Annotated in this window: 12 protein-coding genes; all 12 read left to right on the forward strand. The window is 46.7% G+C overall.

What is annotated here, in order from left to right; all coding sequences use genetic code 11:
- Positions 1 to 69: 69 nt before the first annotated feature.
- The 12 genes from U5L07_12575 (at position 70) to U5L07_12630 (ending at position 13971) form a co-directional block, all read left to right on the forward strand.
- Positions 70 to 1587, forward strand: coding sequence for a DUF1302 family protein (locus tag U5L07_12575; GenBank protein MDZ7832580.1), 1518 nt, complete (start codon positions 70 to 72; stop codon positions 1585 to 1587).
- Between the two features lie 28 nt (positions 1588 to 1615).
- A complete protein-coding gene (locus tag U5L07_12580; GenBank protein MDZ7832581.1) occupies positions 1616 to 2908 on the forward strand; it encodes a DUF1329 domain-containing protein in 1293 nt (430 codons plus the stop codon).
- Between the two features lie 110 nt (positions 2909 to 3018).
- Positions 3019 to 4095: a YCF48-related protein gene (locus U5L07_12585; GenBank protein MDZ7832582.1), complete on the forward strand. Its 1077-nt coding sequence runs from the start codon at positions 3019 to 3021 to the stop codon at positions 4093 to 4095.
- A gap of 74 nt (positions 4096 to 4169) precedes the next feature.
- A complete protein-coding gene (locus U5L07_12590) occupies positions 4170 to 6488 on the forward strand; it encodes an efflux RND transporter permease subunit (protein ID MDZ7832583.1) in 2319 nt (772 codons plus the stop codon).
- A 10-nt stretch (positions 6489 to 6498) separates the two neighbouring features.
- The gene (locus tag U5L07_12595) at positions 6499 to 7749 is read left to right on the forward strand and encodes a hypothetical protein (protein MDZ7832584.1); all 1251 of its coding nucleotides are present in this window, start codon (positions 6499 to 6501) and stop codon (positions 7747 to 7749) included.
- A gap of 42 nt (positions 7750 to 7791) precedes the next feature.
- Positions 7792 to 8862: a (Fe-S)-binding protein gene (locus tag U5L07_12600; protein ID MDZ7832585.1), complete on the forward strand. Its 1071-nt coding sequence runs from the start codon at positions 7792 to 7794 to the stop codon at positions 8860 to 8862.
- Positions 8863 to 8890: 28 nt separating this feature from the next.
- Entirely contained in the window at positions 8891 to 9640 is a 750-nt protein-coding gene (locus tag U5L07_12605) for an aspartate/glutamate racemase family protein (GenBank protein MDZ7832586.1), read from the forward strand.
- A gap of 110 nt (positions 9641 to 9750) precedes the next feature.
- Positions 9751 to 10494 (forward strand): DUF1847 domain-containing protein, encoded by a 744-nt coding sequence (locus U5L07_12610; GenBank protein ID MDZ7832587.1) that lies wholly within the window; start codon positions 9751 to 9753, stop codon positions 10492 to 10494.
- 14 nt (positions 10495 to 10508) lie between these two features.
- On the forward strand, positions 10509 to 11768 hold the full coding sequence (locus U5L07_12615) for an ATP-grasp domain-containing protein (GenBank protein ID MDZ7832588.1): 1260 nt from the start codon (positions 10509 to 10511) through the stop codon (positions 11766 to 11768).
- A 14-nt stretch (positions 11769 to 11782) separates the two neighbouring features.
- Positions 11783 to 12106 (forward strand): hypothetical protein, encoded by a 324-nt coding sequence (locus U5L07_12620; protein MDZ7832589.1) that lies wholly within the window; start codon positions 11783 to 11785, stop codon positions 12104 to 12106.
- Positions 12107 to 12128: 22 nt separating this feature from the next.
- Complete coding sequence (locus U5L07_12625; GenBank protein MDZ7832590.1) at positions 12129 to 13031, forward strand: succinate--CoA ligase subunit alpha; 903 nt, start codon at positions 12129 to 12131, stop codon at positions 13029 to 13031.
- 4 nt (positions 13032 to 13035) lie between these two features.
- Positions 13036 to 13971, forward strand: coding sequence for a CoA ester lyase (locus tag U5L07_12630; protein ID MDZ7832591.1), 936 nt, complete (start codon positions 13036 to 13038; stop codon positions 13969 to 13971).
- Positions 13972 to 13978: the final 7 nt, after the last annotated feature.

Consider the following 13978-nt stretch of genomic DNA (forward strand, 5'->3'; position numbering starts at 1 on the left):
GTCTCTTTAATACAACTATTATAAATTTTAGAACTTATTACCCAGAGGAGGAGTGTGATGGGGGGGAAAATGTATTTTAAACCGAAGCAATTGGCATGGGTGTTGAGCATGGCCGCAATTCTGGTCTTCTTTTCAAGCCATGTTGTTCACAGTTCCAATGATTTTACGGAAAACATGCGGGCATCCGGGCATTTGACCCAGCGCGTTTCAATGAACATGGAGAACCCGCCTGAAACCGATGGTGACGACCGATACAATTTGTCTATGTTTCGCTCTACTGCTTATTTGGAACTGAATGGGTATTATGATCTTTTTGATTTCGGCGTCGTTGGAAGAATAGATAGAGAATACAAGACGGAATACCTTCGTGAGCTTGATCGTATGTCCAATGCGGATCTGGAAAGTTTTTACGATGATGCAGAGTTTCGCGAGTATTACGTGGATATTGAGCCATGGGACAATGTGCAAATGCGGCTTGGCAAGCAGCAGGTGGTGTGGGGGCGCACTGACTTTTTCCAGGCCATGGATGTTATTCATGGATACGATTTTTCCTGGCGGACTTTTTTGGAGGCGGAAAATCAATATCTCCGAAAACCCCTCACAATGGCCAATGCTCAGGTTCGAATGCCGGGCGGCCAATTGCAGTTGATTTGGATACCCGGTGATGACATCAACAGCGAAGACCAATATGGAAACACTTATGATTTAAGGGGTGGACGCTGGGCCCTTCAGCCGAACAAAGGATTTGATTTTTTAACCGGGGGTGTTCCTTACAACTATCATCATTCCGAAGGGGATTCCGATGATGATCATTATGGAGTCCGCTGGACTGGAATGACCGGCCCCGTCGAATATTCCCTGGCTTATTTTTATGGCAACAGGCAGGACCCGGTGTTGAATTCAGCCGCTGATCCTTATGAAGGTGAGGCCCCACAAAATGAATTTGCCGAGTTTATTTTCCCAAAAGAGCACATGATTGGCGGGACCATGAATTATTATTTCAGACCGCTAGACATGGTCCTTCGAACAGAACTCGCTTATATCTTTGACCGCACCTACAACGTCGGTCAGGATGCCTCGGAAGTTTTCGCAGGAATTCCCGGATTCGACGGTATCGAGGAATACGATACCGTAAGAAGCATGATTGGATTTGACAAACCCATGAGCTGGGTAAAACCCCTGCTAGGTGCCCGCAAAGACGGCTTTTTTAGTATGCAGTTATTTACCACGACCCTTCTCGATTATGATCGGGGCAAAGACGAGGATAATATTGTCCGGTTGGCTGGTTATGGAGCAGGCCACTACGAATATGACAGCATTCTGACAGGTATACTGGGGTGGAATTATGCAGGGGATACTGTTAATCCCCAACTGGCCGGCGGCGTTCAGGTAAATAACGGGGATTTCTTTGTGATTCCGAGCTGTCAGTTTGTTTTGAGTGACAGATTGCGGCTTTACACCGAATACGCCATGTTTTTTCCCGGAAGCAATTACAAAGAACCCGGTGAGGTGGAAACAGACACTCAACTTATCGGATGGTTTGAGAACAATGACCAACTTTATGTGAGGCTGAAATATGTTTTCTAAAATTTATAAAAGCTTGGAGGCACTAACTATGAAAGGCAAAATAATTCGCAAGGTTATTATGGCCGCATTTCTGACGTTTACTTGTTTGATATTTGGAGTCACATCGGTTGTTTCCGCGGAAGTCGAGGCAGGGGATGTTATTAATTCGAAAAATATTGATGAAATGAAGGATCAAGAATTTGAAGGCCATAAAATCGGGGATCTGCTCACGGACATGGTTGAAATGATGATCCGGGAAAAAGGCCTTGAGATTGAGCTTAAACACAGCGAACCGTTTCCGGTTGATGAGCGATGGGTAGAAGCTACAGAAAAATATGCCGACCAGGTAAAGCTAAATCCGGAAACACAGAATATCGAAGGATATGTTGCGGGGACCCCTTTTCCGGATGTTGATTTGGATGATCCGAACGCGGCTTTAAAGCTTGCCTGGAACTCACAGATGGTTGGCGGCTTTCCGCGAGGAGATATTCAGTGGGTTCCGGAATTTCGGTTCCTGTTTATTGACGGGGACAAGGGTATAACCCGGGAGCAGACCTGGACTTATCTCACTGCTTTTTATCAGGGACTACTGGGCGAAGGGCGGCCCCATGTGGTAGACGAAAACATTTATAAAAGAAATATCACCGTGGGCTTGTCTCCCAGCGATATTGCCGGACTAGGCACTTATTCCATTCGCTACATGGACGGTAAAACCGATGATATGTGGGCATATCTGAAAAGCGTTCGGCGGGTTCGCAGACTTTCCGGGGGCAGCTGGATGGACCCCATCGGTGGCACGGATATGTTAAATGATGAGATGGAAGTGCTTAATATCCACCCCAGCTGGTATAAAGGTTTTGAGGTTGTAGGAAAAAGGCATGTCCTTGCTATTTGCCATAGTGAGCGGCCATCCTTTGACAAAGGCAGTAAAAGCGATCTTTATCCGGGTATTGATCACAAAACCCCCCCGCACTGGAATCCCACCGACGCATGGGAGCCCCGGGAGGTATACGAACTCAAGGCCAAGTTGCCGGAGGAGCATCCCTATGCGGAAAAACGGATGTATATGGACACACAGATTCCCTTGCTTTTGTATGCCGAGGCCTATGACCATGCCGGAGAAATGTGGAAGATGATCTTTTTCGGCATGACACCCATCAAAACCGAGGATGGGGGATATGGTATATTGTCGAACACCGGTCATATGATTGATTTTAAGCGGAATCACGCCACCATTTTTGTGCACCCCATGAGTTCCACTTGGAACCCCGCGGGTGTTGACCTGGATGAAATTGACGTGCATCTGCTTAAAAAAGCGGCTCAGGGCAAAATGGATTTTTAACCCCCCAAATCTTATCCGTTTATTCGGCAGGGTCGTATTAAGGTGCGATCCTGCCGAGCCCTGAAATGAGAATTTTTTAAGAAAAACTATTAATTCATCTAAAAAAGGTTATGATTGTGTCCGAAAAAAATCCTACAAGCAAAATGACCCGTTTGGAGATATGCTGGGAAGTTTTTTTGTTCGCGGTATTGTTTTTGTCTCTTGCTTTTATAGGCCTTAAAACTGAAGCGATCTCTGAAACTATTTTCAGCAATGATGACGTCTCCCTGGCTACTGAACCCATACGAGCGAGGGATCGTATCTATGGAGTTGCGCTCGTTCCGCTCCCAGTCGGGGACACATTTTTTATGGCAGGCTCCAGAGGTAAAATTTGGAAAACTGCGAATTTAGGCCAAAGTTTTGAAGTTTTGGAGACGCCCACTAGTAAACATTTGCAGGATATTGCGTTTTGGGACGAAAAAAGAGCGGTTGCTGTGGGAGATGAAGGGGTTGCCCTTATCACGGATGACGGCGGGACTTCTTGGAATATAGTAAAAGATATTCCGAAATCAGATGTGGATAATAAATTAATTAAAGTAACTGCTCTTGACGAAGGCAGGGCGTTTGCCGTCGGGGTGATGGGCGCCATCCTATACACTGAGGATTATGGTAAAACATGGGTCAAGAAGAAAGAGGAGGAGGATATAAGCTATAACGATGTTCTGTTTCTAGATGAGAATGAAGGCTGGGTCGTTGGAGAATTCGCCACAATTCTGAAAACAGAAGATGGGGGGGACACCTGGATCAAACAGGATGTGGAAGAAGGTGAAGACCGGGGAAAGCAGTTGGTAGAAACTGACATCAACATTTTTGCTATCGCGGCCAAAAATGACAATTTCCTCCTGGCCGCGGGAACTGAGGGAACGATTTTGACGACCAAAAACGGTGGAAAATTTTGGCAGCGAAAGACAATCGACACTAGTCAGCACTTGCTGGCTCTTTTGCATGATGACAGTAAGTATGTCGGGGTGGGGAACAACGGTATTGTTTTTACTAAGAAAGGCGATGCTGACTGCTCCGCTAATCGCTTGGCGGAAAATGAGTTGGCCTGGCATACCGATCTAATAAAACTTGATGAAAATCAATATATCATCGTAGGCCAAACATCAGGAATTTGGAATGGACGAGACTGGAAACATTTTAACTGAAAAGAAAATAGAGGACATTCATGCCGGATTTTAAACAAAAATTAGTCGAATTTTGCATATACAAAAGAACGCGAGTGCTCATTTTTCTTTCCGTGCTCACAGCTTTCTTCCTTTATAATGCGGTGCAGATCGATATCAAGACCATTTTTGCGGATCTGGTGCCGAGTAACCACCCCTACGTTGAGACAAACGAGCAGTACGCTGAGCAGTTCGGCGGTCCGAATAAGGTTTCTATTCGGGTTCATGTCGAAGAGGGTGATATTTTTCAGTTCGATGTTCTGGAGGTCATTCAGAATCTGCAGCGCGAATTGCGCACTGTTACGGCAGTCAATGAATACCAGATTATCTCCCTTGCCTCGAAAAAGCTGAAGCATACAGAAGGGACCTCGTACGGAATTGAGAGCAAGCCTTTGATGTGGCCTGATATACCGGAAACCCAGGAAGGGCTGGATAATTTGCGCCAGGGGGTTATTGAAAATCCGCTTATTTATGGATCCTATGTCTCACGGGACTTGAAATCCGCCCTGGTCACGGTGGATTTTATCGATCGGCTGGTGAATTATAAGGCTATATATAAAGATATCAATAAGCTTATTGATGGGGTGGACAACGAGAAAGTCTCTATTTCCGCAGTCGGTGAGCCTATTTTAAGGGGCCTTATCAATGGATATCTTCCGCAGACCATAATTATTTTTTTCGGAAGCCTCCTTCTCATGTGCATAATTTTGACCGTGTTTTTTTTAAGAACCCTGCGCGGGGCTGTTATCCCGCTTATCAACGCGGCTGTCAGCGCTATTTGGGCCCTTGGCATAGGCTATCTATGCGGTCTGTCGCTAGATCCCCTGGGAATTGTCATCACGTTTCTTATCACCGCCCGGGTCATTTCACACTCGGTGCAATCCATCACCCGGTTTGAAGAAGTGGCTGAAGCGCGCATTCTGGCAGGCGATACAAAGGATATCAGCAAAGTGGCCGCAGAAGTCGCTCTGGGCACCTTGTTTCGTCCCGGCGTGTTAAGCGTTTTGACAGACGCCGGGGGTATCATGGTCGTGGCGCTTGCGCCCATTCCCTTGCTTCAAAAAACAGCGATCCTCGGAGCCGTTTGGGTAACCTGCGTGGTGGTTACCGGTGTTATTATGACCCCTCTGCTGTTGACGCTTGTACGGGATCCCGGTCGTTATTTAATAAAATACAATTTCAACAAAATATATTTAGCCCTGCTTCGGAAACTGGGCCAGCAGGTAATCGGACTAGGCAGGTGGCCTATTTTGATCATAGTTATTTTGATATGCACCGGCGGCCTATACTATGCGAGTAAGATCACCATAGGCGATGCTGATCCAGGCTCGTCGTTATTATGGCCGTATTCGGAGTACAACCAGTCGGTCGAGAAAATAAACGAAGAATTTCTCGGGACCGACACCATGTTTGTGGTTGTAAAAGGGGAGGGGGAAAACGCCGTCATTGAGCCGGATGTTCTTGCAAATATTTCCGAGTTCCAGGACCATGTGGAACTGCAGTCCAGCATCGGGGGCACCATTGCCATTACAGACCTGTTGCCGGCTGTAAAAAGACTTCTGCACATGGATAATCCGCGCTTTCAGTCAATGGGAGACAGTACGGTTATAAACGGCGAATTGATTTATAATTACCTTGCTGGCGGAGATCGGAGCGATCTCAATCGGTACTTAGATTTTGATTATGAGACAGCCGCCGTTACGATATATTTTCAGGATCATACCGGCGAAACCATTCGCACAGCGATTTCACGCATCAAAAATTTCATAAGTCAAAAAGCCATAAAAGATGTTGAATATCTTCTGGCTGGCGGAAAGATCGGGCTACTGGCCGCTGTTAATGAAGTCATTTTTGCCGGACAAGTTGAAAGCATTGCTTTTGCACTTCTGGTTGTGCTTTTAACCTGCACTTTTACCTATCGTTCCAGTACCGCGGGGTTTTTCTTTATGATTCCGGTGCTGATTACCAATATTTTAACTTTCAATTACATGTCGCTAAATAATATCGGATTGAATGTAAACACCCTGCCAGTGGCTGCCATAGGCATAGGGCTAGGGGTAAATTACGCGATTTATGTGGTAGACGCCATTATAGAATATTTCGAGTACAAGGGCGATAAGATAGAGGCGGTATACTATGGCCTGCGTTCCGCCGGCAGCGGGGTCTTAAATTCCTCCGTGCCCCTCGTGCTTTGCACGGCTCTTTGGTTCTTTTTCTCCTCTCTAAAATTTCAGGCAGAAATGGCCGTGTTAATTGCTGTGTGGATGGGGCTGTCAGCTATTTGTGCACTGGTTGTAATGCCGGCCCTGATCATATTGTTTCGCCCAAAATTTGTTTTTAACAGGCAGGTTGAGTCAGAAAAAGCTTCTTTATAGGGAGGACTTCATGAGCTTGAAAGATAGAAAAGAGGTTGGATCGCTTTTTCAGTATCCTCTTCTTGATGCGATTGCCAGGCGCCGAACCCGCCGCTTTCCGGTAGGTTGCAGTCTTGACGTTGGAACAACGCAGCACAAGTCCAAAAATCCGCCTACTTCCCTCAATGAAATTGAGACTGCTGTGCTATGCTGGGCCGGTGCGGGGGTGACCGGTGTTATTGCCAGCGATCTCCAGACCCCAGGTATGGGGAATACATTCTGCTCCTGGGTGGGGCGAGCAACGGCCCTGCCCTGCAGTTATCCCACGGCAAAACTCTTTTTCACCAATGATGACGGCGTCTATCTTTATGATCCCAAAGAAGCAAGAAAGGTCGTGGAGATAGATACCGAAGACGACTGGGATAAGATAGTAGACGATTATAAATCTAACTCGTTTAAGGTTCAGGAAGGTCGTTTGGGAGCGGAAGAAGGATTGCTCACTCATATGCGGTGGAATTCGAACAAGCCGGGGACAACTATTTTTATGCCGATAGTGGATCTTACGGCTGAGTATATCAATCTCCTGTTCGGCTGCTTTCAGGGGGAAGGATATCAAATGATCGATGATTTGACGGGAGAACCCGCCGGCGTCGGCAAATGGATCGACAAAGGGGTGTTAAATGGGCCCCAGGTGCCTGTAAGCAGTATAGAGTACCTGACTTATAATGCCAGCATTGGCCCGTCTTTTCTCCAGATTCAAAATATTCAGTTGGTTGCAGAGGCCATTGGGCTGGGCTCCATTCCCATGGCCGGCTATCAAGGTACCATAATGCTGGGGGGCACTGATCTGACCAAGGGACTAAATTTCCACTTCGGCAAGGACAGAAAGGGAAATGCATACTGCGTGGGTCTCAAGGATTATTATGAAACCTATTGTCCCCCATTTATGAGCATCAGCGAAGCGGTCGAAACCTTTCACACTGAAAAATTCGGGTCTTGCGGGCTATACGCTTATAACTTTGAGGGGCCGCAACCTTTTAAAGACAAGGAGCAGATCCTTCCCGGCTATGAAACCGTATCTGAACAGACCATCGAGATTACAAAGGATTACTGTAATTATATTTATGAAACCTATGGCAGGTTTCCCCTTAATTATGACCCCATTGCCATGCCTATCTGGATTCAGATCCATCATATAGAGACTGAATGGTATGATAAATACCAAGTGGACGGACTTATTTCCGACCATCATAGAACTCACATGGAAAGATGGCACAAATAAGCAGATTAAATTGGGATATCCCGGAACCGGAGATTGCCAGATATGTCATTTAACTTAGCAAAATGTGATTGTTGCGGAGAGTGCCTGGAATTCTGTCTTTATACCCAATATGACAGGACGGCTGGAGCCGAACAGATCAGAAAGCTGATCTCCGGCCAACATACTGAGATACTAACTCAATGCGTAACTTGCGCTGCATGTAATACCTATTGCGCCAAAGGCGCAAACCCCTTTGACCTGATATTGATGCGACAGGAACAAAGCGGGCTGTATAAGACAACAGATTCTTACAGAACGCTTGTTGATACAATTGATGCGCAGCCTAGTGAGGTTGTATCGGGCGAACCCGGATTCCCGGCCATAAATATCTGCGTGTTAGACGTTATCCCCGGCGTTTTTGAGGGCCGGTTGTTTGAAAATTGCACCTTTTTAAAAGGCGGCGATTATGAAAGCGCGTTGGGGGCTATTCACGTGGGTACAGAGCAGCCGATGCGCGAAAAACTCGGCAACAAAATAGAGGCTCTTGCAGCAACCGGCTTTGACGAGATCGTCATGTTTCACGATGACTGCTATGCGGCCTATACCACCAAGGCCCTTGAATATGGAATTTCCGTACCGTTTAGGGTGAAACACTATGTTGAGTATTTAAAAGACTACCTGATCGCCCACAAGGAAGAAATCGTGCCTCTTAACAGGCATGTGGCATATCAGCAGCCATGCTCAAGCCGCTATGCGCCCTGGATGGATGCCCATCTGGATGAACTCTTCGATTTGTGCGGGGTAAACCGGGTGCCGAGAAAATATGACCGCACAAATGCGATTTGCTGCGGATCTCCCATTGGACCGCATTTAGGCACCGAAGCCTGTGCGGAAGTCAAAGCAAAAAACATTGCTGACGCTAAAAGCTACGATGCTGATGCCTTGGTTTTTATGTGTCCTTTCTGTGCGCTTCAGATGCGGGAAGAAGTTGCTGAGGCCGATTTAGAGCCAATTTTTTTAACCGATCTAGTGAGAATGGCATTGGGGGAATCCTTGTCTAGTGATCCGGCAGGCCTTGGGGATGATCGCGACAATATTAAGACCGCCGTTCAAATTATAAAAGGCGAGATTTAAATATTCTAATTTCAAGAGGAGGCAGGAGATGAAAAAAATAAAAATTATTGTACCTTTTCCGTTTGATGAAGAAGGCGTTGCCAATCGCAGGGCGCAATTGCCTGATGAATTCATCCGTCCGGAATTTTCCGTTGATTTTGTGCCGGTTAAAAACAGCTGTGCTTATGGGGACAGTTATTATGACGCACAACTAATGGATATGTTTATCTTTGAGGCGGGTTTAAAAGCCGAAGAAGAAGGCTTCGATGCAGTTTGTATTGATACGGTCAGCGATTCCGGAATGTACGGCCTGCGCTCCCGGTTAAATATCCCGGTTTTGGGGCCGGGGCAGGCTACTTTTCATATTGCAGGTATTTTAGGGCATAAATTTTCCATCATCACTATGTGGGATGAGTGGTTTCATTTTTACAGAAAGGCCCTGAATGAATACGGCCTCTGGAATAAGCTTGCCTCCATGCGTTCCATTAAAACCCGTCCGGATGTCAAGGAGCTTTTGGAAGGAAAAGAAGAAGTCATATTCAATAAACTTTTGGATGAGTCCACCAAGGCAATAGAAGAAGACGGCGCTGATGTCATCATTTTAGGATCCACTACCATGCATCAGTCCTATAGTTTTTTAAAGGAAAACCTTCCGGTGACCGTGCTTAATCCCGGTCTGATCATGTATAAGCTCTGTGAAGTTTTCCTGGAACTCGGCATTACTCACAGCAAAAAATCTTTTCCTGGCCCTGAGGTCATCAAGGATGACGAGGTCTTCAGCCGGTTGGAAAAGGCATAAAAGGATTTTAGCATAAACCACCTGGATGCCGGGCGTAAATATCGTCAGTGGCACTTGCCACCTGGTTGTCGATTAGGCTAACAATTTTTTAATATACTAAGGATATATCGATGAGCGATCTAAAGCCTCTATCGGAGAAACATAATTGCGCTTACTGCCCTATTATCCGCAAAATTTGCCGGGTGCCGGATGGAAAAGGACCTTCGACTTGTCCGACCATCAAGCAAAAAGAAATTCTGAAAAGGGCAATAGAGCATTATGAGAATGACGAGGAAATAATGGAATTTGCCCGTCAGGCATCTGTCCAGGAAGGCGAATGCTATGCAGACCGGAAACCAGGGCCTTATACAATGCGGCCCCAGAAAACCCGGGTCGAAGAAATAATAGAATTTGCCAATAAAATGAAATATCGCAGGATAGGGATTGCATTTTGCGGCGGGGTTACCTATGAAGCCTCGATTTTATCCGAAATTCTGGAAAAGCATGGGTTGGATGTTGTTGCAGTCTCCTGCAAAGTGGGCAGTGTGCCAAAGGAAAAAATAGGAATACTAGAAGACCAGAAAATTCGTATAGGCGAGTATGAGCCAATGTGCAATCCCATAGGGCAGGCTGAATTGTTAAACAGCGCCAACCTTGACTTAACGGTAATGCTTGGATTGTGCGTCGGGCATGACAGTCTTTTTCTTAAGTATATTAAAGGGTTTACCACAGTAATGGCGGTTAAGGACCGGGTTACCGGGCATAATCCAATGGCGGCCTTATATACAGCCCATTCATATTATCAACGGTTAAAGAAACTTGAGATGGGCAGTGATGCGGAAATGAAATCCAGGATGGTATCTAGGAATAAATAAAAGCGGAGGAAATAATGTCTAGAGTTTACGAATATCAGGGGAAAGAGGCTCTGGAGAAATCCGGTGTCGCAATACCTGCTCATGGGGTTGGCTCAACGCCTGAGGAGGTTGAAAAAATAGCAAAAAAAATTGGTCGCCCAGTGGTGGTTAAGGCTCAGGTATTTGTAACCGGAAGAGCCGAAGCCGGAGGCATTGAGTTTGCAGACACACCGGAGGCGGCAAAGCAAGGTGCGGAAAAGATTTTTGCTAGTAAAATTAAGGGGTTGAGCGTTAAAAAGGTTCTCGTGGAAGAAAAGTTAAACATTGAAAAGGAGTTTTATGCGGCAGTAGTTGTGGATAACTCCCAAAAGATAAAAGGCCCGGTGTTGATCTTCAGCACCCAGGGAGGCACAGGCATTGAGGAGGTAGCCGCCAAAAACCCGGAAAGGGTCGTGCGTGTGCCGATTGATATATTAAACGGCCTCTCGCTTTCTCAGGTTTCTTCAACGCTTGATAAAATGGGGGTGGATGATCCCCACCAGAAACTCAGTAATGCCGTATGCTCCCTGTATAAGGCGTTTCGTGATTATGACTGCCGCAATATCGAAATGAATCCGTTTGTGCTGACCCGGGAAGGCGACGTATACGCCGCAGACTGCCATATGAATTTGGATGATAACTCTGTGTTCAGACATCCCGAATTTGGAATAATAGTGCCCCGCGATCTCGACAGAGAGCCAACTGAACTTGAACGGCTTGCATGGGACTATATCGAGGAAGGAGACTACCGGGGTACAGGTTATATAACCCAGTTAATAACCGATTTTAAAAAAGACGAAATTTATGTTGGTTTCCACGGTATAGGCGGCGGCGGTTCAATGCTGGGGGCGGCCGCTCTTCTCAGGCGGGGTATGAAAATCGCCAATTTTGCCGATACCAGCGGTGATCCACCTGCAAGTAAAATATATAAAGTAATCAAGGCGATATTCGCGCAGCCAATCTCAGCATATGTTATGACCGGCGCAGTCCTGGCCAATCAGGAGCAATGGTATCACGCATTTGCGATTGTTAAGGCTTTACGGGAAGAGTTGGCAAACAAGCCCGGTTTTCCAGTGGTCATACTTTTGGCGGGAAACAAAGAGGTCGAATCGCACAAGATCATCAGCGACGGGCTGAAGGATATGGATATCCGCTTTGAATTATACGGGCGGGATTATATTTACAAGTCAAATTATATCGGCGAAAGGGCGGAGATTTTGATCAAAGAGTATCTCCAGTCAAAAACCAGGCACTAAATAAGGATGAAGTTATGTCAGATGAAAAACTTGTATTCGAAACGCTAACTACGACGGTAACTATTGATTACACTAAATGCGAGCCCGCTTTGAAAAATACTTCGAACCCCGATTGCGGGTTTGCCTGCGTCAAGGCAGACCGGCTATATGATCGAAATATACTCAAGATTGAGGACAACCGGCCGGTGCTTGCTGTCTCTCCGGAAGAAGCAAAAAAACGATCCAATGAATCGCTTTCGTGGGAGTATGCCGATCACATTACAGGAAACCGGGCCATTGAAATAAAAGTGCATTTTCCGGGGTTAGGGAAGTATCGGGAAAAAATGGATCTTAATTAATTATTTTTAGGAGGATAAGAAGTTGCCTATCATCATAGAGAAAAATACAAAAGTGATGATCCAGGGGATTACCGGACGGTTCGGGCAGTTTATAGCGCGAAATATGCTTGATACCGGTACAAACCTGGTTGCTGGTGTAACTCCCGGACGCGGCGGGAGCAAAGTTTGGGATATTCCCGTATATAACTCGGTCCAAGAGGCATGGGATGCCCATGGTCCCATATCCTCAACTGTTATTCTGGTTCCGGGACCGGGTGCCAAGCAAGCCGTGGTTGAAGCAGTTGAGTTTAAATTTGAGACCATTTTGATGGAAGTCGAGAGGGTGCCTTTGCACGATGCGCTTGAATGTGTGGCTATGTGCAGCAAAGCGGGGATAAGGCTGCTGGGGCCGGGTTCAGCGGGGCTGGTTTCTCCCGGCCATGGCTCTTTAGGCGTTTTCGGTTCGCCGGAAGAGCTGGCGCGGGTGGCTTTTGTTCCGGGGCGCGTGGGTGTGATCTCCCGAAGCGGCGGCCAGACCAGTACTCTTGCCTTCAATGTCTGTAGTGCCGGTTTTGGGATCAGCACTGCGCTTCATATCGGAACCGAGCAGGTCATGGGCACAACCCTGCCTGAAGTGCTGCCGCTGTTTGAAGCTGACGAGGGCACCGATGCACTTGTTTATTATGGTGAAATCGGCGGCGTAATGGAGGAAGAGGCTGCCGAGGTGATAAAAGAGAAAAAGTTCACCAAGCCTTTTATCGGCTATATAGCGGGTAGAGGGCTTCCCGCAGGCATGCGATTTTCGCATGCAAGCGCTATAATCGAAGGCGGCAAAGGCACTGCGGAGGGCAAGGTCAAAGCCCTCCAGGAATGCGGCGCATATGTGGTTGAGGCCCCTGAAGACATTGGGGCGACCTTACAGAAAATACTAAATCCACAGGAGTAAAAAAATGTCAAACGAAAGAATATGGAGGAGTTTGCTCTTTATTCCTGCCAATAGTTGGAGAATGCTTAATAAGGCCGCCGTTGAACAGGAAGATGGAGTGGTTATAGATCTTGAAGACGCATGTCCGGTAGGAGAGCGTGAAACAGGGAGGATTTTTGCCCGGGATATCGTTCCGACGCTTAAAAAATACGGCGTGGATGTCCTGGTACGGGTCAATTCACTGGAAACCGGGGTCACCGAAGAAGACTTGGCCATTGTTGTGACCGAGGGGCTGGACGGAATAATGCTCCCAAAATCCGAGTCCGCTGAAGATATTCGAAAACTGGATGATTATTTGACCAAGGTAGAAAAGGAAAAAGGAATATCCCGTGAGGTCGCGATTCTTCCCCTTATTGAATCCCCGAAAGGTATTTTAAATGCCCATGAAATTGGCAGCGCCAGTAAACGGGTGGCAGGGCTGGCGTTCGGAGCTGGGGATTACATGTCGTCTTTGGGCGAAGGCTTTACAATCGCCAAGCTGACCCCGGATGAGTATTTTCCGATATTGTCTTATCCAAGATCAGTAATTTCAATTGTCGCCACAACCCTTGGCGTTTTGCCGATCGACACCCCTTATTTCGGTCTGCTTATTGATGTTGAAGGTTTGGAGCAGGAAACAAGTCGAGCAAAATTGATGGGATTTAAGGGAAAGCTTTTGACGCACCCCAGGCATGTCGGGCCGGTAAATAAGGTTTTTTCGCCATCTGAAGAAGACGTTGAATACGGCAGGAAAGTCGTGGAAGCATATGAGGAAGCTGCTGCAGGAGGCAGGGGAACTGCCGTATTGGATGGGAAAATGATCGATTATGCCATGCATAAGATGGGAAAAGATCTTCTTGCCAAAGCCGATGCCATCAGGAAAAAGGCGGAATTAAAGGCAAAAGTTATGCCATATGTTTAAAGGGGAA

It is taken from the genome of Desulfobacterales bacterium (assembly GCA_034520365.1).
In the GTDB taxonomy this organism is placed as follows: domain Bacteria; phylum Desulfobacterota; class Desulfobacteria; order Desulfobacterales; family Desulfosalsimonadaceae; genus M55B175.

What these genes read in the sequence shown, in the direction of transcription:
- U5L07_12585 (MDZ7832582.1), top strand. Translation starts at nt 3,019, where the DNA reads ATGATTGTGTCCGAAAAAAATCCTACAAGCAAAATGACCCGTTTGGAG.
- U5L07_12575 (MDZ7832580.1), top strand. Translation starts at nt 70, where the DNA reads ATGTATTTTAAACCGAAGCAATTGGCATGGGTGTTGAGCATGGCCGCA.
- U5L07_12580 (MDZ7832581.1), top strand. Translation starts at nt 1,616, where the DNA reads ATGAAAGGCAAAATAATTCGCAAGGTTATTATGGCCGCATTTCTGACG.
- U5L07_12620 (MDZ7832589.1), top strand. Translation starts at nt 11,783, where the DNA reads ATGTCAGATGAAAAACTTGTATTCGAAACGCTAACTACGACGGTAACT.
- U5L07_12630 (MDZ7832591.1), top strand. Translation starts at nt 13,036, where the DNA reads ATGTCAAACGAAAGAATATGGAGGAGTTTGCTCTTTATTCCTGCCAAT.
- U5L07_12605 (MDZ7832586.1), top strand. Translation starts at nt 8,891, where the DNA reads ATGAAAAAAATAAAAATTATTGTACCTTTTCCGTTTGATGAAGAAGGC.
- U5L07_12600 (MDZ7832585.1), top strand. Translation starts at nt 7,792, where the DNA reads ATGTCATTTAACTTAGCAAAATGTGATTGTTGCGGAGAGTGCCTGGAA.
- U5L07_12615 (MDZ7832588.1), top strand. Translation starts at nt 10,509, where the DNA reads ATGTCTAGAGTTTACGAATATCAGGGGAAAGAGGCTCTGGAGAAATCC.
- U5L07_12595 (MDZ7832584.1), top strand. Translation starts at nt 6,499, where the DNA reads ATGAGCTTGAAAGATAGAAAAGAGGTTGGATCGCTTTTTCAGTATCCT.
- U5L07_12610 (MDZ7832587.1), top strand. Translation starts at nt 9,751, where the DNA reads ATGAGCGATCTAAAGCCTCTATCGGAGAAACATAATTGCGCTTACTGC.